General features: G+C 68.9%; 20 protein-coding genes. 12 read left to right on the plus strand and 8 right to left on the minus strand.

The features are described 5' to 3' along the window. Window positions 1–13: 13 nt before the first annotated feature. Window positions 14–1,258 (plus strand): cytochrome P450, encoded by a 1,245-nt coding sequence (locus tag CKW28_RS15960; RefSeq protein ID WP_003923694.1) that lies wholly within the window; start codon window positions 14–16, stop codon window positions 1,256–1,258. 83 nt (window positions 1,259–1,341) lie between these two features. Here the strand turns inward: CKW28_RS15960 and CKW28_RS15965 are convergent, their stop codons facing one another. Genes CKW28_RS15965 through CKW28_RS15975 form a run of 3 tightly spaced genes read right to left on the minus strand, consistent with a single transcriptional unit; the run spans window position 1,342 to window position 4,112 of the window. Next, window positions 1,342–2,223 carry an alpha/beta fold hydrolase gene (locus CKW28_RS15965; RefSeq protein WP_003923693.1) on the minus strand — a complete coding sequence of 294 codons (882 nt, stop codon included), beginning with the start codon at window positions 2,221–2,223 and terminating at the stop codon, window positions 1,342–1,344. A 58-nt stretch (window positions 2,224–2,281) separates the two neighbouring features. Continuing rightward, a complete protein-coding gene (locus CKW28_RS15970; RefSeq protein WP_003886630.1) occupies window positions 2,282–2,584 on the minus strand; it encodes a hypothetical protein in 303 nt (100 codons plus the stop codon). 28 nt (window positions 2,585–2,612) lie between these two features. Further along, entirely contained in the window at window positions 2,613–4,112 is a 1,500-nt protein-coding gene (locus CKW28_RS15975; protein ID WP_197700595.1) for a class I adenylate-forming enzyme family protein, read from the minus strand. 79 nt (window positions 4,113–4,191) lie between these two features. On the opposite strand from CKW28_RS15975, the gene CKW28_RS15980 reads away from it, so the two are divergent. From CKW28_RS15980 to CKW28_RS15995, 4 genes are read left to right on the plus strand one after another with little or no spacing between them, the layout of a single operon-like run. Then, window positions 4,192–5,343 (plus strand): thiolase family protein, encoded by a 1,152-nt coding sequence (locus CKW28_RS15980; protein WP_003886632.1) that lies wholly within the window; start codon window positions 4,192–4,194, stop codon window positions 5,341–5,343. After that, window positions 5,340–6,185, plus strand: a complete 846-nt coding sequence (locus CKW28_RS15985) for an alpha/beta fold hydrolase (RefSeq protein WP_003886633.1) — start codon at window positions 5,340–5,342, stop codon at window positions 6,183–6,185. Before CKW28_RS15980 ends, CKW28_RS15985 begins: the two co-directional genes overlap by 4 nt. Next, window positions 6,182–7,666, plus strand: a complete 1,485-nt coding sequence (locus tag CKW28_RS15990; protein WP_003923691.1) for a class I adenylate-forming enzyme family protein — start codon at window positions 6,182–6,184, stop codon at window positions 7,664–7,666. Before CKW28_RS15985 ends, CKW28_RS15990 begins: the two co-directional genes overlap by 4 nt. Further along, on the plus strand, window positions 7,663–8,775 hold the full coding sequence (locus CKW28_RS15995) for an acyl-CoA dehydrogenase family protein (RefSeq protein ID WP_003886635.1): 1,113 nt from the start codon (window positions 7,663–7,665) through the stop codon (window positions 8,773–8,775). The genes CKW28_RS15990 and CKW28_RS15995 overlap by 4 nt, the downstream gene beginning before the upstream one ends. A gap of 3 nt (window positions 8,776–8,778) precedes the next feature. On the opposite strand, the gene CKW28_RS16000 is transcribed toward CKW28_RS15995, so the two are convergent. Both CKW28_RS16000 and CKW28_RS16005 read right to left on the minus strand, forming a co-directional pair. Then, window positions 8,779–9,687, minus strand: a complete 909-nt coding sequence (locus CKW28_RS16000) for a TIGR03619 family F420-dependent LLM class oxidoreductase (protein WP_003886636.1) — start codon at window positions 9,685–9,687, stop codon at window positions 8,779–8,781. A 1-nt stretch (window position 9,688) separates the two neighbouring features. Further along, window positions 9,689–10,498 (minus strand): SDR family NAD(P)-dependent oxidoreductase, encoded by an 810-nt coding sequence (locus tag CKW28_RS16005; protein ID WP_003886637.1) that lies wholly within the window; start codon window positions 10,496–10,498, stop codon window positions 9,689–9,691. 166 nt (window positions 10,499–10,664) lie between these two features. Between CKW28_RS16005 and CKW28_RS16010 the strand changes: the two genes are divergently transcribed. From CKW28_RS16010 to CKW28_RS16020, 3 genes are read left to right on the plus strand one after another with little or no spacing between them, the layout of a single operon-like run. After that, on the plus strand, window positions 10,665–11,831 hold the full coding sequence (locus tag CKW28_RS16010) for an acyl-CoA dehydrogenase family protein (protein ID WP_003923690.1): 1,167 nt from the start codon (window positions 10,665–10,667) through the stop codon (window positions 11,829–11,831). After that, entirely contained in the window at window positions 11,828–13,015 is a 1,188-nt protein-coding gene (locus tag CKW28_RS16015; RefSeq protein ID WP_003923689.1) for an acetyl-CoA hydrolase/transferase C-terminal domain-containing protein, read from the plus strand. The genes CKW28_RS16010 and CKW28_RS16015 overlap by 4 nt, the downstream gene beginning before the upstream one ends. An 11-nt stretch (window positions 13,016–13,026) precedes the next feature. Continuing rightward, entirely contained in the window at window positions 13,027–13,935 is a 909-nt protein-coding gene (locus CKW28_RS16020; RefSeq protein ID WP_192810886.1) for an SDR family NAD(P)-dependent oxidoreductase, read from the plus strand. A gap of 2 nt (window positions 13,936–13,937) precedes the next feature. On the opposite strand, the gene CKW28_RS16025 is transcribed toward CKW28_RS16020, so the two are convergent. From CKW28_RS16025 to CKW28_RS16035, 3 genes are read right to left on the minus strand one after another with little or no spacing between them, the layout of a single operon-like run. Next, window positions 13,938–14,687, minus strand: a complete 750-nt coding sequence (locus tag CKW28_RS16025; protein ID WP_003923688.1) for an enoyl-CoA hydratase-related protein — start codon at window positions 14,685–14,687, stop codon at window positions 13,938–13,940. Continuing rightward, the gene (locus tag CKW28_RS16030) at window positions 14,677–15,306 is read right to left on the minus strand and encodes a TetR/AcrR family transcriptional regulator (protein WP_003923687.1); all 630 of its coding nucleotides are present in this window, start codon (window positions 15,304–15,306) and stop codon (window positions 14,677–14,679) included. The genes CKW28_RS16025 and CKW28_RS16030 overlap by 11 nt, the downstream gene beginning before the upstream one ends. Next, a complete protein-coding gene (locus CKW28_RS16035; RefSeq protein ID WP_003923686.1) occupies window positions 15,299–17,752 on the minus strand; it encodes a CaiB/BaiF CoA transferase family protein in 2,454 nt (817 codons plus the stop codon). The genes CKW28_RS16030 and CKW28_RS16035 overlap by 8 nt, the downstream gene beginning before the upstream one ends. 201 nt (window positions 17,753–17,953) lie before the next feature. Here CKW28_RS16035 and CKW28_RS16040 point away from each other — a divergent pair, with 201 nt between their 5' ends. From CKW28_RS16040 to CKW28_RS16055, 4 genes are read left to right on the plus strand one after another with little or no spacing between them, the layout of a single operon-like run. Then, window positions 17,954–19,093, plus strand: coding sequence for an amidohydrolase family protein (locus CKW28_RS16040; RefSeq protein ID WP_003886644.1), 1,140 nt, complete (start codon window positions 17,954–17,956; stop codon window positions 19,091–19,093). Window positions 19,094–19,097: 4 nt separating this feature from the next. Then, entirely contained in the window at window positions 19,098–20,297 is a 1,200-nt protein-coding gene (locus CKW28_RS16045; protein ID WP_003886645.1) for a thiolase C-terminal domain-containing protein, read from the plus strand. After that, window positions 20,294–20,743, plus strand: coding sequence for a Zn-ribbon domain-containing OB-fold protein (locus tag CKW28_RS16050; protein ID WP_003886646.1), 450 nt, complete (start codon window positions 20,294–20,296; stop codon window positions 20,741–20,743). The genes CKW28_RS16045 and CKW28_RS16050 overlap by 4 nt, the downstream gene beginning before the upstream one ends. Then, entirely contained in the window at window positions 20,727–20,948 is a 222-nt protein-coding gene (locus CKW28_RS16055; protein ID WP_003886647.1) for a hypothetical protein, read from the plus strand. The genes CKW28_RS16050 and CKW28_RS16055 overlap by 17 nt, the downstream gene beginning before the upstream one ends. Window positions 20,949–20,962 lie beyond the last annotated feature (14 nt).

Raw genomic sequence — 20,962 nt, forward strand, 5'->3', positions numbered from 1 at the left:
GAAGACCGCACACATGACCACGTTCGACACCCGGCCCACCGTCGACTTCGACCACCACTCCCCAGAGTACGCGCAGAACTCCGCGGCGATCAACGCCGAGCTGCGCGCGAAATGCCCTGTCGCCCACACGGATGCACACGGCGGCTTCTGGGTGATCAGCCGCTACGACGACGTCGTCGCCGCCGCCAAGAACGACGAGGTGTTCGCGTCCGGCTACACCGTCAACGGGGTGTCGCCGCTGGGGGTGACGATCCCACCGTCGCCGGTGCCGATGTGCCCGATCGAGATGGACCCACCGGAGTACCTGCCCTACCGCAAGCTGCTCAACCCGTTCTTCTCCCCCGGGGAGAGCAAGAAGTGGGAGCCGCGCATCGCGCACTGGGTGGACGTCTGCCTCGACCAGGTGATCGAGAAGGGCTCGTTCGACCTCGTCGACGATCTCGCCAACCCGGTGCCGTCGCTGTTCACTTGTGAGTTCCTCGGGCTGCCGATCGAGAAGTGGAACGATTTCGCCAGCGTCCAGCACGAGATCATCTACACCCCACCGGAGGAGCAGGAGGACATCCTGCGGCGCTACATGGAGCTCTGCGGCGAGGTCTTCCAACTCATCACCGAGCGCCGCCAGAACCCGACCGGTGAGGGACTGATCGACTTCCTGGTCACCGCCGAGATCGACGGAGAGCCGATCCCCGACGACAAGGTGTTCTCGATGGTGAACCTGGTCATCGCGGGTGGGTTCGACACCACCACCGCGGTCACCGTCAGCTCGCTGGTGTATCTGGCCGAGCATCCCGAGGACCGGCAGCGGCTGATCGACAACCCGGATCTGCTGCCGCGGGCCATCGAGGAGTTCCTGCGCGCCTTCACCCCGCAGCAGGCGCTGGCCCGCACTGTCACCAAACCCGTCACGGTGGCCGGGGTGGAGCTGCAGCCGGGGGAACGGGTGCTGCTGAGCTGGGCCTCGGCCAACCAGGACGAGACCGCGTTCGAGCGGCCTGAGGAGATCATCCTCGATCGGTTCCCCAACCGGCACACCACGTTCGGCATCGGCATCCACCGCTGCCTGGGCTCACACGTCGCCCGCATCGAACTGGAGACGATGATCCGACGGGTCCTGGACCGGATGCCCGACTATCACGTCGACCTCGCGGCAGCGCGCCGCTACCCGAGCATCGGGATCATCAACGGCTGGATCAACGCGCCCGCGACGTTCACCCCGGGCCAGCGGCTGCGCGACGAGAAGCTGCCCGGCGCCTGACCTGGATCCACTGCGCCGAGTGTGAACTGGTGGCGGCGAAACCGCGATTTCCCCGCCCTGGATTCACACTCGGCGCGTAGACCTCAGCTCGCGAACAGCTTGAGCCGCGACCGGATCCGGCGGTCCAGGAAGTCGTCGAGCACATCCTCGAACACCGCGTTGTCGTCGCCGGCCACCATGTGGTGGGCGCCCACCACGATCGCGAACTCGGCGTGCGGCACCAGCTCGATGAACCGTTTGGCATCCTCGACGCTGAGCACGTCGGACTCCCCGCCGCGCACCAGCAGCGTCGGCAGCCGCAGATCACGGGCCGCCGCGCCCAGCCGGGCCGGATCGATCAGCGGATCGCGCTGCACCGCCTCGAACGGTTCGGCGAGGAACTTCGGGTCCCAGTGCCAGTACCAGCGGCCGTCACGGAAGCGCAGGTTCTTCTTCAGCCCCTCGAAGTTCTTCGGCCGCGGCCGGTGCGGCACGTAGGCGGCGACGGCGTCGGCGGCCTCCTCCAGCGACCCGAAGCCCGACTCGGCGTGGGCCAGCATGAAGTCGCGGATCCGGCTGGTGCCCTTCGGCTGCAGGAACGGCGAGACGTCGACCAGCACCAGACCGAGCCCCAGATCGGGCCGGTGACCGATCGCCGCCAGCGACGACACACCACCGAGGGATGCGCCGACGTAGACCGGCTGACGGCCCAGGTACTCGGCGATCGCGATCACGTCGTGGGCGAAGGTGTCCAGCCCGTAGTAGCCGTCCGGGGACCAACCGCTGTCGCCGTGTCCGCGCAGGTCAACGGTGATCGCGTACCAGCCCTTGGCGCCGAGGTCGGTCGCCGTCGAACCCCACGAGTGCCGGGTCTGCCCGCCGCCGTGCAACAGCACCACGGGTGTGTCCGACGGATCGCCGTACGCGTCCGCGGCCAGAGTGACGTCGGTCGACGGAATCTCCAGCGTCTCGTGTCGTGGTCCCATGTCACTCCTCACCCTCGTCGCCGCGGGTACACACCCCGGCCCCCATCGTGACACGGGCTCAGTCACTGGCGGGCAGCGGCTTGGCCTCCTTGAGTGAAAGCGGCGTTTCGCCGATGCTCAGCGTGCCGGCGCCGGCCTTGGTCACCAGGACCTCGGCGCCGCCCTCGTCGACGTAGCGCTTGCCCATCGCGCTGCCGTCGGCGAACGCCGGGTCGAGGCTCAGACCCGCGCCGGGCTCGGCGTCCAGCGTCACCATCGGGGCGCCGCCGCAGCGCAGGTCATCGAGGCTGTCGGCGGTCCGCACGACGATCACCTGGGTGTCGCAGACCTGGCTCTTGAGACGGGTGCCGTTCTTGATCACTGTTGTGCTCCTTAGGATTTGGCTGCTGTCAGTTCTGGAGGGCGCCGGCCCGCAGGTTCTCGAGGATCTCGCGGCGCAGCACCTTGCCGGTGTCGGTGGTCGGCAACCGGTCGACGATCTCGATCCGGTCCGGGGTGCGGGAGCCGCGCAATGTCTTGTGCGCGAACGCCCGCAAGTCCCCCGGTTCGACCTCGGCGCCCGGCTCGGGCACGACGACCGCGACGATGATCTGTCCCCACTGGTCGTCCTCGAGCCCGACCACGACGACGTCGTGCACCGCGGGATGCTCGATCAGCACGTCCTCGACCTCGGCGGGCGCGATGTTCTCCCCGCCGCGGATGATCGTGTCGTCGGAGCGCCCGCCGATGAACAGGTAGCCGTCCTCGTCGACCATCGCGACGTCCTTCGTCGGGAACCAGCCGTCGTCGTCGAGCACCGACCCGATCCCGGTGTACCGGCCCGACACCTGCGGCCCGCGCACGAACAGCTCACCGGTCTCCCCCGGCCCGAGCACCTCACCGTTCTTGGAGCGGATCTGGATCTCGATGCCGGGCACCGGCTGGCCGACCGACCCGAGCCGGCGCACCACCTTCTCGTCGTCGGACGCCAGCGCGATCCGGTGGTCCTCGGGACCCAACACCGCGATCGTCGAACTGGTCTCGGTCAGCCCGTAGGCGTTGACGAACCCGACGTCGGGCAGCAGCTCAAGAGCCTTGCGCACCAACGGAAGACCGACTTTCGAGCCGCCGTAGGCCAGGTTGCGCAACGACGGCAGCTCCCGCGGCCGGGCCTCCAGTTCGGTGACGATGCGGTCGAGCATCGTCGGCACCACCGTCGCCGTCGTCACCTTCTCGTCGGCCACCAGCCGCACCCACTCCGCAGGGTCGAACCGGCTGAGGCACACGATCTTCCGGCCCGCGTACAGGTTCGACAGCGCCGCGCCGACGCCCGCGATGTGGTACGGCGGCACGCACACCAGCGCCGCGTCCTCGGCGTCGGCGTCGGCGAATTCGACGGTGCCGGTGACGTAGCTGGTCAGGTTGTTGTGGGTCAGTTCGACGGCCTTCGGGCGTGAGGTCGTGCCGGAGGTGAACAGCACGATCCCGACGCTGTCGGGGTCGGCGAAGCCCTCCAGGGGTTCGGCCGCGCGCGCCGCCTCAACGAACTCCGACGAGCGCATCACCTGCTTGCCGGTGCCGGCGACCGCGTCGACGTACTCGTCGTCGGCGATCACCAGTGGTGACGGCAGCCGCTCGATGAGCTGGTGCAGGCCCTCGGCGCTCAGCCGGTAGTTCAACGGCGTGAACGGCACGGTCGCGTGCGTCGACGCGAAGATCAGCAGCGGCAGCATCGCCCCGCCGAGCCCCACGTAGGCGACGTGCTGAACCCCGGAACCCGCGATGACCTGCGCGCCGCCGCCAGCCAGCCGCGCCAGCTCCGTGGTGGTCAGCCGAACGTCACGGTCGATGACTGCCACCCGGTCAGGATCCCCCGAGACGGCCATCTCCAGCAGAAGTGCAATGCTCAACGCCCTCAGTCCTTCGCTAATCCGCTATATAGTTATATTTATAGCACCCCGCTTACGAACATCCCACACGAGGAGCGCCATGAGCACACCCGACATCGCGATCATCGGCGTCGGCATTCATCCGTTCGGACGATACGCAGACCGCTCGGCTTTGGAAATGGGTGCGGTCGCCATCGGCCGGGCGCTCAAGGATGCCGGCGTGGACTGGTCCGATGTCGGCAGCCTCTACGCGGGCAGCCTCGAGGTGGCCAACCCGGAGGCGATCACCGGCCTGGTCGGCATGACCGGCATCCCGGCGCGGGCCACGCTGAGCGGCTGCGCCACCGGCAACTCGCTGCTCACCCTCGCCGCCCGCGACGTTGTGGCGGGCGTGGCCGACATCGCCGTCGGCGTCGGACTGGACAAGCATCCGCGCGGCGCGTTCGGCGCCGACCCCGCGGTCGCGGGTCTGCCGCAGTGGTACGGCGATCAGGGCATGTTCCTGACGACGCACTATTTCGGCACCAAGATCATGCGCTACATGCACGACCACGGCATCAGCGAGCAGACGCTGGCCCGCGTCGCGGTCAAGAACCTCGGCAACGGCGCACGCGCACCGCACGCGTGGCGGCGCAAGCCGATGAGCCTGGAGACGATCCTGGAGTCCCCCGTCGTCAACGCCCCACTGCGCCAGTTCATGTACTGCAACCCGAACGAGGGTGCGGCCGCCGTGGTGGTGTGCCGGGCCGAGGACGCCAAGAAGTACACCGGCACCCCGATCTATCTGCGCGCCAGCGCCCTGCGCAGCCGTCGGGAGGGGTGCTACGAACTGCTGCGCACCTCGATCGAGCTGCCGTTGGTGGAGGGCACCACCGCCGCGGCCGCCAAAGCGGCTTACGAGCAGGCCGGCATCGGCCCGGAGGACGTCGACGTCGCGCAGCTGCAGGACACCGATTCCGGCTCGGAGATCATCCACATGGCCGAAACCGGGTTGTGCAAGGACGGCGAGCAGGAGCAGATGCTGGCCGATGGCGAAACCGAGATCGGCGGCCGGATCCCGATCAATACCGACGGCGGGCTGCTGGCCAACGGCGAACCGGTCGGCGCGTCCGGCCTGCGCCAGGTCTACGAACTGGTCCACCAACTGCGCGGCACCGCGGGCGAACGCCAGGTGCCCAACAACCCCAAGGTCGGCCTGGCCCAGGTGTACGGCTCGCCCGGCACCGGAGCCATCACGATCCTGTCGAGATGAGCGCGACGACCATCACCGTCGATGACGCCGCTATCGAGTACACCGATGTCGGCGGCGGGCCGCCGATCGTCTTCGTCCACGGCGCCTACGTCACCGGCGCCCTGTGGGACGACGTGGTCACGCGACTGTCCCGGGGACACCGGTGTATCGCGCCGACGTGGCCGTTCGGCGCGCAACGCACGCCGGTCGGCGACAGCGTCGATCTGGATGTCGTCGCGTGTGGCCGGCGCATCATCGGGTTGCTCGAACAGCTGGACCTGCGCGACGTGACCCTGGTCGCCAATGACTCCGGGGGTGGAATCACGTTGTCGGCGTTGGGGATTCTCGGGCTGGACTGGTCGCGGGTGTCACGGCTGGTGTTCACCAACTGCGACACCTTCGAGCACTTCCCGCCGAAGCAGTTCGCCCCGCTGGTGAAGCTGTGCCGTGTCGCTCCTCCCCTCGGAGGTGCAGTACTGCGGCTGCTGGCGACCGGCCCGGGATTAGCCTTCTTCAAGCGCGCCGTCACCAGGAACGGGATCACCGGGGACCGCGACGACGCGATCTTCGGCGGCTTCCTGAGCTCGGCCGCGGTCCGCCGGGAGGCAGTGCGGTTCAGCGCTGGGCTGCATCCGCAGCACACGGCGGCCGCAGCCCAGGCTATCGGGAAGTGGACAAAACCCGTGCTGGTCTTGTGGGGCACCGCCGACGACCTATTTCCTGTCAGCCACGCGCAGCGCCTCGCCGAGGCCTTCCCGAACTCCAGACTGCGCCTGATCGAGGGCAGCTCAACCTACGTCATGCTGGATCATCCTTCCGAAACCGCCGACGCCATCGGCACGTTCATCGCGGGACGGTCATGACCGCCACCATCGCCGGACTTCTCGACGACGCCGCGGCGCGAAAGCCGGATCAGCGCATGCTGATCGACGTCGACGGCGGCTGCCTCACGGTCGCGGAGGTGGCGCGTCTGTCGTCCGCGGCCACCCGTTGGCTCGCCGACGCGGGCGTGCAGCCCGGGATGACGGTCGCATGGCAACTGCCCGCGCACAGCGCCGCGGCGCTGCTCATGCTGGCGCTGGCCCGCATGCCGGTCGTTCAAGCCCCGGTGCTGCACCTCTATCGACAGCGGGAGGTCCAAGCCGCCCTCGACGTCGCCGGTGCCGACGTCCTCATCGTCGACGCCTCCACCGCCGCCAACGCTCCCGACGACACCTCGGTGATCACGCTGCCCGACGACTTCGTCGACGTGTTGCGGGCGATGCCGGCCGAGCCGGTGCTCGTCGAGGACCCTCGGCCGGACGACGTGCGGTGGATCTACTTCACCTCCGGAACGACCGGACGTCCCAAGGGCGTTCGCCACACCGACAGCACGCTGCTGGCGGCGGCCCGCGGCTTCACCGCTCACCTCGGGCTCGGCACCCATCCCCAGGAAGTCAGCACAATCGCGTTCCCCGTCGCCCATATCGGCGGGATTGTCTACCTGTCGTGTGCGCTGCTGGCCGGCTTTCCGGTCCTCTTGATCCCCAAGGTCGAAGCCGACGAACTTCTGCGGTTGCTCGCCGAGTACCGGGTGACGGTGACCGGCGGCAGTACGGCCTTCTATCAGATGCTGCTGTCCGCGCAACTGGCATCCGGGCAGAACGAGCCGCTTGTCCCGACGCTGCGCATGCTCATCGGTGGCGGCGCCCCGTGCCCACCCGAAGTGCACCGCAAGGTGCGGGCCCACATGGGCATACCGATCGTGCATGCCTACGGAATGACCGAGGCGCCGATGATCGGTGTCAGCGAGGCCGCCGACACCGAGGAACAACAGTCCAACAGCAGCGGGCGTCCCATCCCGGGCTCCGAGATCCGCATCGCCGCGAACGGGGAGATCGAACTGCGCGGCTCCAACGTCACCACGGGATACGTCGACCCCGACCAGTGGTCGGGGTCGACGACAGCGGACGGCTGGTTCCGCACCGGGGACAGCGGGCACCTGCGGCCCGACGGCCGCATCGTGATCACGGGCCGGGTCAAGGATCTGATCATCCGCAAGGGCGAGAACATCTCTCCCGAGGAGATCGAGAACGAGCTGCTGGCGCACCCGCTCATCGACCAGGTCGCGGTGATCGGACATCCCGACGAGGAGCGCGGCGAGCTGGTCTGCGCCGTCGTGCGCCGCTCACCCGGTCGGCGGGATCTCACTCTCGGGGAGGTGTGCGCCTTCCTCGACGAGCGCGGACTGATGAAGCAGAAGTGGCCCGAGCGGCTCGTCGTCGTCGACGAGTTCCCGATGACGGGTCTCGGGAAGATCGCGAAACGCGAACTCGTACAACAACTCACAGGAGGAATCCGATGACGGCGCTGAGCGTCGAGGAACGCCAGGAGCTCGCGCAGTCCATCCGCGCGGCATGCGAGCGACTCTCGCCCGAGGAGCGGGTGCGCGCGGTGGCCTACGACGGTGATTCTCAGCACCGCGGTTTCGACACCGAGCTGTGGAAGGTGTTGTGCCAGCAGGTCGGGGTGACCGCGATCGCGCTGCCCGAGCGGTTCGGTGGCGCCGGTTACGGCGCGTCCGCGATGGGCGTCGTCGCGCACGAGTTCGGGCGCGCGCTGGCGCCGGTGCCGTTCGTCGCGACGGTGCTGGCGACCAACCTGCTGCTGGCCGCCGACGCCGGTGACCGGCTCGCCGGCCTGGTCGACGGGGAGCGCACCGTCGCCGTCGCACTGACGGGCGACGGCGGGCTGTGGCGGCGCGAGGACGTGACCGTCTCAGCGGAGAACGGGGCCACCGGGTGGACGCTCAACGGTGTTGTGCGCCATGTCCTTCACGGCGCGTCGGCCGACGACCTCGTCGTCGCGGCGGTCGCCGGCGGTGAGCTCGCCTTGTTCACGCTCGACGCCGCCGGTGCCGCGGTCGCCGAGGAGGAGGTGCTCGACGGCACCCGGCCGATGGCGACCCTCACCTTCAACTCCACGCCGGCCACCCTGCTGGCCCGCGGCGGCGCGGTCGAGGAGGCCATCGCGGACAGCGTCGACCTGGCGTTGGCGGTGCTGTCCGCCGAACAGGTCGGCGCCTGCGAGCGGGTGCTGGAGATCGCGACCGACTACGCCCGCACCCGCGAGCAGTTCAACCGCCCGATCGGCAGCTTCCAGGCGATCAAGCACAAGTGCGCCGACATGCTCGTCGACCTCGAGTTGGCCCGGTCGGCGTCGCAGGCCGCGCTGGAGGCGTTCGACGTCGGGCCGGCAGACGAGAAGACCTGGCGGGCGAGCATGGCCAAAGCGGTGTGCTCGGAGGCGCTGCGCAACGCCGCGCACGCGAACGTCCAGATCCACGGCGGCATCGGGTTCACCTGGGAGAACTCGGCGCATCTCTATCTGCGACGGGCGCGCACCGACGAGGTGCTGTTCGGCAAGCCCTCCGAGCACTGGGACCGGCTGGGCGCCGAAGCCCGGATCGTCTGACCGCTACAGGCCGAAGTGCTCGGCGAACCGGGTCATGTAGGTCTCGGCCGCCGACGCCGACGAGGCGTGCACATGCGCGAGGATCCGGGTCGCCCCGGCGGCGCCGACGGCGGAGACGAAGCGATCCAGCTCGCCGACCGCGGCGGCGTCGTCGAAATCGACTGCGGGAACGGCGACTTGGATCTCGATCTGCGCGGGATCCCGGCCCGCGTCGGCGAGCAGCTGCCGCAGCTTGTCGGCCGTCCGCGCGAAGTCGTCGACGGTCTCGATCGCCGCGGTGCGCACCGACGAGGCGACGGCGGCGGGGTTGACCATCGGGCACCACCCGCTGCCGTGTTCGACGACGCGGCGCAGCGTGGCGGGACTGTTGCCCCCGATCCACAGCGGCGGGTGCGGCTTCTGCACCGGCGTCGTCACAGCCATCTCCCCCGCCGCAGCGAACGTCGTTCCCGTGACGGGTGTTTCGGGGTGCAGCCAGATCGCGCGCAGGGCGGCGAGGTACTCGTCGAAAAGCGTGACGCGGTTCTCGAATTCGACACCGAGCGCGGCGAACTCCGAGCGCAGGTATCCGGCGCCGACGGCGGCGATGAGCCGGCCGCCCGACACCTCGTCGAGCGACGACAGCGTCTTGGCGGTCAGGTACGGGGTGCGGAACGGCAGCACCCACAGGTGCGTCATCAGCCGGATGGTCGAGGTGGCGGCCGCGAAGAACGCCAGCGCGACGGCCGGGTCGAACGTGCTGTGGCCTCCGGAGCGGCGCCACTTCGCCGACGGCGCGGGATGATCGGCGAGCGCGATGGCGTCGAACCCGACCGCTTCGGCGTGTACCGACAGTGCGCGCAGGACGGCGGGCTCGCGGAGCTCGGGGTTGGCGGTGGGGACGTCGCTCGGGTATTCGAGGGTGAAGTGCATGTCAGTAGATCGATTGCGTCGCGCCACCGTCGAGGTGGAGGTTGATGCCGTTGAGGAAGTCGGCCCGCGGGCTGGCGAGGAACGCGACGGCGTAGGCGACGTCGCTGACCTGCCCGATGCGGTGCACGGTCTGGCCGGTGCCCTTGAGGATGTAGTCGGCGGCCTTGTCGAGGTCGTCGCCCCAGCCGCGGTGGTCGGCGAAGGTCCGCAGGAAGTCCCTGAGTCCCTCGGTCATGATCATGCCGGGCATCACCGTGTTGACGGTGATGCCGGTGCCCGCCAAGGCTTTTGACAAGCCCATCGACATGTTGATCATCGCTGCCTTGGACGGGCCGTAGTCCGGTTGGCCCGATGTCGGGATGATGCCCGCGGCGGAAGCGATCTGGATTATGCGGCCCCAGCCGCTCTCCTTCATCGCCGGTACCAGGGCGTGGATCAGGTAGCCGGCGGACATCACGTTGCGCTGGTAGGTGACGCCCCACTCCGACACGGGCAACGCGAACCACGACTGGATGCCGGTCTCGGAGGACCCGCCGGCGTTGTTGACCAGGATGTCGATGCCGCTGAACGCCGCGGCAGCGGTGTCGGCGACCTGTGCGGCACCGTCCTCGGTGGCCAGATCGCCGACGGCGGTCGCGGCCGTGCCGCCGTCGGCGCGGATCCGGTCGGCCACCGCCTCGGCGCGTTCGGCGTTGCGGCCGTGCACCACGACCGACACCCCCTCGGCCGCCAGCGTCTCGACGATGCCCGCACCGATTCCCGAACTACTGCCGGTGACCAGTGCCCGCTTGCCGTTCAGATCGAAGTCCATGGGTCTCCTCGCGTCGTCGCGCACTCCGAGTCTAGCGCGATATCGATATATGTATATTGATATAAGGGGAGACTCTTGCTGCACGTTTCGCCCGTGAGTAGACTCACCGACAGTAAACGGGCTAAATGTTTTTCTATTTAGTCCGGACGAACCGCCTGGAAGTGACGTGACGATTACCGACAACGGCCCAGCCAGCACCGACTCCCTCGGCGACCTGCGCGCGAAGTTCCGCGACTTCCTCGCCGACGCACCGAAGCCCGCCGGCCTGCGCAACTACGGCCCGACTCCGACGGCCGACGACATCGAGCCCGGACGGGCGTGGCACAAGTACCTGGCCGACCACGGCTATGTGTGCCTGCACTGGCCGAGGGAGTACGGCGGCGCGGACGCGCCGGTGGCGTTCCAGGCCGCCTTCGCCGAGGAGTGCGCGCGCGCCGGGGTGCCCCGGCAACTGGCCATCACCGCGATCGACCTCGTCGGCCCGGTGCTGATCAAGTTCGGCACCGACGAGCAGAAAGCGCGCTACCTCGAGCCGATCCGGCTCGGCGACCACGTCTGGACCCAGTTGTTCAGCGAACCGGGCGCCGGCTCCGACCTCGCCGGTGTGCGCACCCGGGCGGAGAAGACGGACACCGGCTGGCGCATCAACGGCCAGAAGGTGTGGAGTTCGGCGGCCAACTCCGCGGACTACGGGCTCCTGCTGGCCCGTACCGGCCCCGACTCCCACCGCGGGCTGAGCATGTTCATCGTCCCGATGGACGCCGACGGCGTCTCCGTCCGCCCGCTCAAGCAGATGGACGGCGAGAGCAAGTTCAACGAGGTCTTCCTGGACAACGTCGAGCTGCCCGACGACGCCATCATCGGTGAGCCCGGCCAAGGGTGGACGATCGCGATCATGACGCTCGGGCGCGAGCGGCTGACGCTGGGCTCCCAGGCCGTCGCGATGTTCAAGCTGCACGAGAAGCTGGTTGCCGCGGCCCGTGACCGCGGTGCGCTCGATCCGGTGCTGGCGCGGTCGATGACCAGACTGTGGGCCCGGATGTGGCTGCTGCGCTACACCTGGCAGCGCGCCATCGACGAGGGCGACACGACCTCGGCGGCGTTCTCGGTGCTCAAGCTGATGACGTCGGAGACCGACCGCGACCTCGCCGACATGGCGACCGAGGTGCTCGGCACCGACGTGTGCGTCGACCCAACCGCGGGCACCGACGACGCCGATCTGGTGCGCGCCATGCTGGTCGGCCGCGCCCAGACGATCCTGGGCGGCACCAGCGAGATCCAGCGCAACATCCTCGGCGAACGCGTGCTGGGGCTTCCCAAAGAACCTCGGTGACAACGGATCTGCTGCGCTCACCGCTGGCCGCGGAGCTGCGGGCACGTCTGCGCCCGGGGATGACGGTCGCGCTGGGCGACGGCGTCGGTGCACTGCGGTGCGCGGACGACGGCACCTCGGTCGCCGCGACGCTGAGTGCGCTCGCCGCGGAGCTCGGCGACATCCGCCTGGTCCTGGGCTGGTTGACCGCGCCACTGGACGGCCTGGCGACGGAGGTGTTCCGCGACATCGTCGCGCTTATGCCGGGCTGGGGTGTCCGCGACGTCCTGCGCGCACCGAACGCCCGGTTCGTTCCGGTGCGGTTGAGCGCGATCGCCGCGCTGTTGCGTGACGCGTTGTGTCCCGATGTGCTGTTGACGCGAGTCATCCACCGCGACGGGTCTTTTCACTTCGGTACCGAAGTGTCCTGGCAACGCGAGCTGGTGGACAGCGGCGTTCCGGTGCTGGCCGTCGTCGACGACGGGGTCTGCGCCGACGCCGGTCCCCCGCTGCCCGCGAGTGCCATGCGTGTGGTCGGGCGCAGCGCCGACCGACCGGTGACCATCCCGTCGCGCGCCCCGGAACCGGTTCACGAGGCGCTGGCCGACGCGGTGCTCCGATTCGTCCCGGAAGGTGCGCGCCTGCAGTACGGACCCGGTCAACTGGGCACCGCACTGCTGGACCGGATCCGCCAGCCGGTGAGCATCGACACCGGGTTGCTGACCGACGCGGTGCTCGGCCTGGAGCGCAAGGGTCTTCTGGCCGGAACCCCTTCGGCCACTTACCTGTTCGGTAGCGAAGCTCTCTACACGTGGGCCGACGGCCGGCCGATCCTGCGCGGGATCGAACACACCCACGATCTCACCCGGCTGTCGCGGGGGACACCGCTGGTCGCGGTGAACACGGCGATCGAGATCGACCCCTTCGGGCAGGTCAACGTCGAGGGCGTGGGCGACAAGGTCGTCGGCGGGATCGGCGGGCACCCTGACTACTGCGCGGCGGGCGCGATGAGCCGCGGCGGCCTGTCGATCATCGCGGTGCCCTCGACGGTCAACGGCCGCTCCCCCTATGTCGAGCGGCTGAGTAGGCCCGCGTCCACCCCCGCCCATGACATCGACGTGATCGTCACCGAGTCGGGTCACGCCGATCTGCGCGGCGCCGACTGGACCCAACGCCGCCGACTGATCGCGGCACTGTTCGAGTGAAAGGACTCTCAATGACCTCACCATTGGCCGGACGGGTTGTCCTGGTGACCGGAGGCGGCCGCGGTATCGGGCGCGCGCACTGCCTCGCGCTCGCCAAACACGGTGCCGCGGTGGTGGTCAACGACCCCGGCGTCGGTCGCGACGGCACCGCGGGTGACGCGGGACCGGCCGCGCAGGTCGTCGCCGAGATCGAGGCCATGGGCGGAAAAGCCGTGGCGCACACCGGATCCGTCGCGAAGTGGGACGACGTCGCGGACATGATCCGCACCGCGGTCGACACCTTCGGCATGCTGACCGGCGTGGTCAACAACGCGGGCATCGTGCGCGACGCCACCGTCGCCAACGCCACCGAGGAGGACTGGGACGCCGTCATCGCGGTGCATCTGAAGGGCACGTTCGCCGTGACCAGGCACGCGTGCGAGTACTGGCGCGCACAGGCCAAGGCGGGCAACCAGATCGACGCCCGCATCGTCAACACGGTCTCCGGTGCGGGGCTGTGGGGCAACATCGGCCAGGCCGCCTACGGCGCCGCCAAAGCGGCGATCGCCAACCTCACCGTGGTGACCGCGATGGAGGGACGCCGCTACGGCGTGGTCGCCAACGCGATCTCACCGCTGGCCGTCACGCGCATCAGCCAGGACTTCTTCAAGGGCGAGCGGGCCGACGACCCGGCCCTGGATCCGGCCCGCAGTTCCGAGGTGGTCGCCTGGCTGCAGTCGGCCGAGTCGGGCTGGCTGACCGGTCAGATCCTGCGCGTCGACGGCCACAAGCTCAGCCGCATCGAGGGGTTCACCGAGGCGCCGAGTCGCTACCACGCCAAAGACGGGGCGTCCCTGGAGTTCTCGGAGATCGGCCAGGCGGTCAGCTGGCTGTACGGCACCTCACCGCGCGGGCTGGCCGGCCCACTGCCGCGCACCTGACGTCAGCGACCGACCCACCGCGGCGGCCGTCGCTCGAAGAAGGCCGCCAGGCCCTCCTGCAGATCATCGGAACTCACGACCCGATCGACGGCCTTCGCCGTCGCCGTCCACCCGACGGCATCGGCCTCATCGAGCTGATCCGCCAACGCCTCGAGGATCGCCTGCACCGCCGTCGGCGAGGACTGGCAGACGTCCTCGGCGAGGTCGATCGCCGCCTCCAGAGCGGCGCCCGGTTCGGCTATCCGGTTGACCAGACCGAAATGGTGAGCCCGTTCGCCGGACAACTCCGCACCGGTGATCATCAATTCTTTGGCCAGATGAATGGGCAGCGACCGCGTCGCCCGGAGCAGGGCGCCCGACGACGGCACCAGACCACGCCGTGACTCGGGCAGGGCAAAGCGCGCCGTCGTGGCCGCGACGACCAGGTCGCACGCGAAGGCGATCTCCATGCCACCGCCGAAGCAGGCACCCTCGACCGCGGCGATCAACGGTTTCCGGCGACGGCGGCGGATGATTCCGTACTCCCCGCCGCGCTCGGTTCGCGCGTCCGCTCCGTCCTTCAGATCGGTGCCGGCGCAGAAGAACTCGCGGGTGCCCGTCAGCACACCCGCCCACAGCTCGTCGTCGTCATCCATGAGATCCAGCGCGGCACTGAGCGCCTCGGCCATCTCCTTGTTCACCGCGTTGCGTTTAGCCGGGCGATTCATCGCGATGACGAGGATCCGGTCCTGGCGCCGGACCTCAACGATCATCGGGTGCGCCTTCCATTCCGGCAGCGCCCAACCCGCGCAGCACGAAGCCCATCAGGTGGTCGACTTCGTCGGCCACGCTCCCGGTGGTCTTCTGCTGGAACCGGTCGAGAAGCGCGGCCTCGACCGCCGCGCGGATCGTCCGGGCGTCGGACTCCGGTGCGCATTCCGTGAAGATCCCCTCGGCCTTGCCGCGGTGCAGGATCGCGGCGATCGACGCCTGATCGGCGGCGCTCATGATCTCCAGCTCGCGGTCATAGCCGGGCGTTCGCCGCATCTCCTCGGAGTAGAAGGTCGCCATCCTCTTGCGTTTGCGTGGATTCGACACCAGGTCGAGCATGTGCGCCATCCACGCCCGCAACGCCTCGACGGGCCCCTCGGCGCGGGCGACAACCTCGCGAAGTTGCGCCCGGACCGCGTCCCGGTCGCGGCGGAACAGCTCCAGCAGCAGATCGTGCTTGGTGCTGAAGTTGCGGTAGAAGGCGCGGGTGCCCAGCCCGGCCTCGTCGAGGATCTCGGTGATCGACACCGCCGAGCCGGCGTTGCGGTGCAGGCACCGGTAGGCGGCATCGATGATGTGCTGCCGCTCCGATGAGCGATCGACCGTCCGTGTCTCAGCCACAGTTGATTACACCGGCATCCTGCCATTTCGCGATTGTCGCGTCATCGTAGCCGAACTCCCTGAGCACGGCGGCGGTGTGCTGGCCGGCCAGGCACCCGCCCGGGGCCCTGGTCGCAGACCGGCTCAGGCCGGCCAGCGGGGAGAACCGCAGGTGCTCGTCGAACACCGGACTCACCGCGGGCACGGTGTATTCGGCCGCCAGCGCCGGATCGGTCTGGATGAGCCGCGCCGGGGCGCCCTCGTAGAGTTCCACACAGCCGATCCCGGCCGCGGACAGGCGCTTCTCCCAGAACGCTGCGGGTTCCTTGCCGAACACCGCCTCCAGCCTCCGGGCGAGCTCGTCGTCGTTGGCGGCCCGGCCCTCGGGCGTGGCGAAGCGGTCGTCGGCGAGATCGGCGAAGTCCCGCAACGCGTCGACGAGCGGCTGCCATTCCTTCGGCTGCGGTGCGGCCAGGAAGATGTGCCCGTCGCCGGCGGCGTAGATCCGGTACAGGGCCGAGAGCCCGTTGCCGTCGTGGACCGGGGCGGGGGCCGTCGGCGCATCCGGGTAGTCGACGAGCCAGTCGGTGAGCACATGGGTGACGGTGCCCAGCATAGAGGTCCGCACGTCGTTGACCGGGTTGCCGCGGTCCCGCCCGATCAGCGCGGTGAGGATCGCCGACGCGACGGCCAGGGCGGCCAGGCCGTCGCTCTGCAACTCCGGCGCCGTTCCGGCGCTGGTCACCCGCGGCGCCTGGTGCATCACCTCGTCCAGGCACGACGTCGCGCACGCGGCGTCCGGGGTGTTGGTGAGCGCCACCCCGCCGGCAGCACCGATGCTGGGCGCGTAGGAAGGGCGGGCGCCGTACGGCCCGTCGACGCCGTAGCCCGGCGCGGACACGTAGATCAGGTCGGGCTTGACGGCACGCAGGGTCGCCGCGTCGATCCCCAACCGTTCGGCCGCACCGGCGCGCATCGACTGCAGCACCACGTCGGCGGAGGCGACGATCCGGTGCGCGACCGCCTTGCCCTCATCGGTGTGCAGGTCGACCTGGATACTCTCTTTGCCCTGCATCACCTTTGCGCCCGCCGCCTCGGGGAACTGCAGGAGGTTGCGGATGTTGTCGCCGTTGACGTTCTCGAACTTGATGACCCGCGCGCCCAGGTCGGCGAGCACGCTCGTGGCGTACGGCGCGGCGAACATCTCACCGAACTCGACGATCGTGATGCCCGCCAGCGGGGGCTGCGACGACGCGTCGCCACCGGCCATCGCCACGCCCTCGGACCGCCATCCCGCGCCCGCCTCGCCCAGCCGGGGCGCAGGCGACGGCTGGCGCAGGGGTCCGTCCGCCGTGTGGATCAGCGTGGAGGGCTGGCGGACCGGACCGACCTCCGGGTCCTCCACGACGGTCGACCGCCGGTCGTGGACGAGCTGGGGGTGGTCGAGGACCTGCGGACCGGAGCGGAACAACTCCGCACACAGGTCGGGGTTGTTGTCGAACACCTGCTGCCATTCGGCGAGGGTGCGCTCACCGACCTTGGCGAGCATGATGGACCAGAACTCCTTGTACAGCACCGGACTCTCCAGAGCCGGGAAGCCCTTCCACTTCGGGTCGGCGAGCAGTTCCATCATGCCGAACTCGGTTAGCATGGCCGCGAACAGATGCGGGGACACCTGCGCGAACTGCAACCAGTGACCGTCCTTGGTGGGAGCGGCCAACAGCGCCAGCAACATCGGACTCTGGGGTGTGCCCTCTTCGGTCCACGCCTCGACGTTCTCATACGCATCCGGCCACCGGATGCCGACCATCTCGCCGAACCAGTTCCACGCGTCGATCGAGTGCACCCCGCGCACCAGGTCGGCGTCGACGATCTGCCCCAGCCCGCTGCGGTCGCGCTCGTGAAGTGCGGCCAGAATGCCGTGCACGGCAATGTGTCCCGCGGCGAAGCTCGCGTAGGGCACGGTCACGTACGACGGCCGCGGGGGATTGGCCATCCGACGCACCGCGTGTGAGAGACCGGCCTTGGCCAGCACCAGCCCCTCGTAGCCCTTGAGGTCGCGCCACGGACCACTGCGCCCCCAGCCGGTGATATGCGCGATCACCAACCGCGGGTGGCGCGCGAGCAGCGCCTCCGAGTCGATCCCCAGTTCGGCCAGGGCAGCGGGGCTGAACGTCGTCACCACGACGTCCGCGTCGCGCAGCAGGGCATCCAGTTCATCGGCCCCGGAACCGGACTTGAGGTCGACGACCGTGCTGCGCTTCCCGCGACCGAACGCGGGCCAGCCGCGCAGCGAGCGCACCGGACTGCCGCCGGGTGGTTCCACCATCAGCACGTCGGCACCCGAGTCCGCCAGGAACTGGGTGCAGACCACGCCGGGCAGCGTGGTGGACAAGTCGACGACACGGGTGCCAGCGAGTGGGGTCACCGACTGGGGCGCGGCCTGGGTACCGGCGGAAGACGACATCTAGTCCGACTCCTTTGAAAAAGAATTTTTCGCGTCATGCCACAGATAACGTGGCTGTGTGATGTGTATCGCATCGTATGCGGCAGCATTCCGTTAATTCAGCCCGATTTTCACCCACACCTGGTTGACACGCCCACTGGCCTCGCCCTAGCCTCAGTGCAAATCAATTTTTCACTCGTCGGCTGACGGTTGGAGGACCGCGTGACCAAGATCTGGGCGAATTCGGGCGACTCGCATTTTCTGGAACCAGACGACCTGTGGGTGTCCCGCCTGCCGAAACGGCTGGCCGACCTGTGCCCACGTTCGGAGAAAGATCCCGACGGCGAGTACGAGACCGTCTACGTCGACGGCCAGATCTTCCGGCGCAAGTTGCCGTCGTCGGCGATGCTCGCGTTCGCGGAAATGAGCTCCCGCCCGGACGGCTGCCGTGATGCCAAGGCCCGGTTAGCCGACAACGACCAGGAAGGCATCTGGGCCGAGGTGATCTTCCCGTCGCTGGGCATGTGGGCCTCGACGTTCCGCACCCCGGAGTTGCTCAAGGCGTGCATGCGCGTCAGCAACGAGTGGGCGCTGGAGGAGATCGCCTCGGTGTCCCCGCGTTATGTGGTGACCGCACAGATCTCCACCCTGGTCGTGCAGGACGCGGTCGAGGAGCTGCAGTGGGCCGCTGACAAGGGGTTCAAGGCGGTGTTCCTGCCGACCACTCCGCATCCGAGTGCGCCGGACTGGCATCGCGACGACTGGGAGCCACTGTGGGCGGCCGCCGAGGAGGCCAACATGGTGCTGGCCTTCCACATCGGCACCGACCCGGTGGATCCGGCGAAGGGCAACAGCGCCACGGGCGGTGCCGGCCAGGTGTACCGCGGCCCGGGTGGCGCGATCATGAACTACACCGAGACGACGTTCTCGGGGCAGCGGGCCGCGATGAAGATGGTGGCCTCCGGTGCGCTGGACCGGCATCCGAACCTGAAGGTGCTGATCTCCGAGGGGGGTGCCACCTGGGTTCCGTTCCTCGGCGACCGGCTGCTCGAGGGATACCGCCAGCACCACATGGCGGTGCGGCCCAAGCTGAACCGGAACCCGAAGGAGATCCTCTACAGTCAGGTGTACGCGTCCTTCCAGCACGACGAGAGCGCGGTGCAGGCCTTCGAGGCGATGGGCTACCGCAACGTCATGTTCGGCAGCGACTACCCGCACATGGAGGGCACCTGGGGCCACACCCAGGACACGCTCAAGACGCTGTTCGACGGGGTCAGCGACGAAACCCGGCTGCGCATCACCCAAGGCGCGTTCTTCGAACTGTTCCCCGACGTCCCACCCGTGCCGGCCGAAAGCATCTGATCCAGTGACACATTCGAACGGCCTCCGCGACGTCGCGATCGTCGGCATCGGCGCGACGCCCTACTACAAGCGTGGCGGGTCTGTGCCGAAGACCACCACCGAACTCGCCTGCGAGGCGATCATCGCCGCCTGTGAGGACGCCGGCCTGTCGGTCCACGACATCGACGGGTTCGCCTACTACTCCGGCGCCAGCGCGGGCTACACCGAGAAGATGGACACCGCCGACTTCATGGAAACCCTTGGTATTCCGGAAGTCCGGTTCACCGCGGCACTGACGTCGGGCGGCGGCGGGTCGGCGGGTGCCATCGGGTTGGCGCGCGCGGCGATCGTTGCCGGCGACGCGTCGGTCGTCGTCACCGTCATGGCGCTGCAGCAGGCCAAGCAGCGCCTGGGATCGGTCTTCTCGGCGATGGAGCCCGATCCGATCAACTCCTTCCTGCAACCGTCGGGACTGTTCGGGCCGGGTCAGCTGATGTCGGTGCTGGCGCGCCGTCACATGCACCTCTACGGCACCCGCCGCGAGGCGTTCGCCGAGATCGCGATCTCGACCCGCACGAACGCCATGAACCGGCCCAAGGCGATCCACCGGAACCCGCTGACGCTGGAGGACTACTTCAACGCCCGGATGATCGCAGAACCGCTGTGCCTCTATGACTTCTGCCAGGAGACCGACGGTGCGGTCGCGGTCATCACCACCAGCATGGACCGCGCCAGGGATCTGCGTCAGCCGCCGGTGCCGGTGGTCGCCGCCGCCCACGGCGGCGTCAAGGACTGGGGCCGGGCCTTCGCGTGGATGGGTATGCCCGACGAGTACTTCGCGTCCTCGGGGAACAAACCGATCGCCGAACGGCTCTACCGGCAGGCAGGAATCACGGCGAAGGACATCGACGTGGCGCTGCTCTACGACCACTTCACCCCGATGGTGCTGATGCAGTTGGAGGACTACGGGTTCTGCGAGAAGGGTGAGGGCGGACCGTTCGTGGAGAGCGGGGCCATCCGCTACGACGGCGGCTCCATCCCGGTCAACACGCACGGTGGCCAGCTGTCGGAGGCCTACATCATCGGCATGACCCACATCATGGAAGGAGTCGAGCAGATGCGCGGCACCGCCATCAACCAGGTGGCCGACGCCGAACTCGCGTTGGTCACCGGCGGTCCGGCCAGCCTGCCGGTCAGCGGCCTGATTCTGGGGAAGGCGGCATGAGCACAGCCGAGGCCACGCTCGCGACCACCATGCCCGGCGAGCATGTGCGGATCGCGGTCAACTCCCACACCGAGCCGTTCTGGCAGGCGGCCAAGGAACGACGGCTGGTGGCGCCGCAGTGCGCCGAGTGCGGCACCTTTCGGCTGCCGCCGACGCCGTTCTGCCCGAAGTGCCAGTCCAAGGCCGTCAACTGGGTCCAGCTCAGCGGTGAGGCGACCGTGTACAGCTTCGCGGTGATCCACGGTCTCCCGGGCATGCCCGATCTCACCGTGGTCCCCGTGGTCGTCGACCTCCCCGATGCTCCGGGCGCACGCCTGGTCAGCAACGTCGTCGGCATCGCCCCGGCGGAGGTGACGATCGGAATGCGGCTGCGCGTGGACTTTTCACCGATCGCCGACGGCTGGATGCTCCCGGTGTTCCGCGCCGCGGATGGTGCCGATGGCTGACGACGACAACTCACTGCACGAGAAACCCCTGGAATTCCTGACCAGCATCGCCAACACCGGCGGCGATTGCGACGGTCAGGTCGTCGTGCCCGAGAACGGGCGCTACCGCGCGTGGTGCACGTGCGGCGACTGGAGCGTCGAGGTCGACGACTCCGAAGAAGGTCTGAGGTTGGCACGCATCCACACCGGCCGCGCGCCGGACTGACACGGAGTCGACTC

The organism is Mycolicibacterium thermoresistibile (assembly GCF_900187065.1).
Classification (GTDB): Bacteria; Actinomycetota; Actinomycetes; order Mycobacteriales; family Mycobacteriaceae; genus Mycobacterium; species Mycobacterium thermoresistibile.

Coding starts and splice junctions, on each gene's coding strand:
- CKW28_RS15980 (WP_003886632.1), top strand. CDS start 4,192: ATGAGCACACCCGACATCGCGATCATCGGCGTCGGCATTCATCCGTTC.
- CKW28_RS16000 (WP_003886636.1), bottom strand. CDS start 9,687: ATGCACTTCACCCTCGAATACCCGAGCGACGTCCCCACCGCCAACCCC.
- CKW28_RS16020 (WP_192810886.1), top strand. CDS start 13,027: ATGACCTCACCATTGGCCGGACGGGTTGTCCTGGTGACCGGAGGCGGC.
- CKW28_RS15990 (WP_003923691.1), top strand. CDS start 6,182: ATGACCGCCACCATCGCCGGACTTCTCGACGACGCCGCGGCGCGAAAG.
- CKW28_RS16005 (WP_003886637.1), bottom strand. CDS start 10,498: ATGGACTTCGATCTGAACGGCAAGCGGGCACTGGTCACCGGCAGTAGT.
- CKW28_RS16025 (WP_003923688.1), bottom strand. CDS start 14,687: ATGATCGTTGAGGTCCGGCGCCAGGACCGGATCCTCGTCATCGCGATG.
- CKW28_RS15965 (WP_003923693.1), bottom strand. CDS start 2,223: ATGGGACCACGACACGAGACGCTGGAGATTCCGTCGACCGACGTCACT.
- CKW28_RS15985 (WP_003886633.1), top strand. CDS start 5,340: ATGAGCGCGACGACCATCACCGTCGATGACGCCGCTATCGAGTACACC.
- CKW28_RS15960 (WP_003923694.1), top strand. CDS start 14: ATGACCACGTTCGACACCCGGCCCACCGTCGACTTCGACCACCACTCC.
- CKW28_RS16035 (WP_003923686.1), bottom strand. CDS start 17,752: ATGTCGTCTTCCGCCGGTACCCAGGCCGCGCCCCAGTCGGTGACCCCA.
- CKW28_RS16050 (WP_003886646.1), top strand. CDS start 20,294: ATGAGCACAGCCGAGGCCACGCTCGCGACCACCATGCCCGGCGAGCAT.
- CKW28_RS16055 (WP_003886647.1), top strand. CDS start 20,727: ATGGTGCCGATGGCTGACGACGACAACTCACTGCACGAGAAACCCCTG.
- CKW28_RS15995 (WP_003886635.1), top strand. CDS start 7,663: ATGACGGCGCTGAGCGTCGAGGAACGCCAGGAGCTCGCGCAGTCCATC.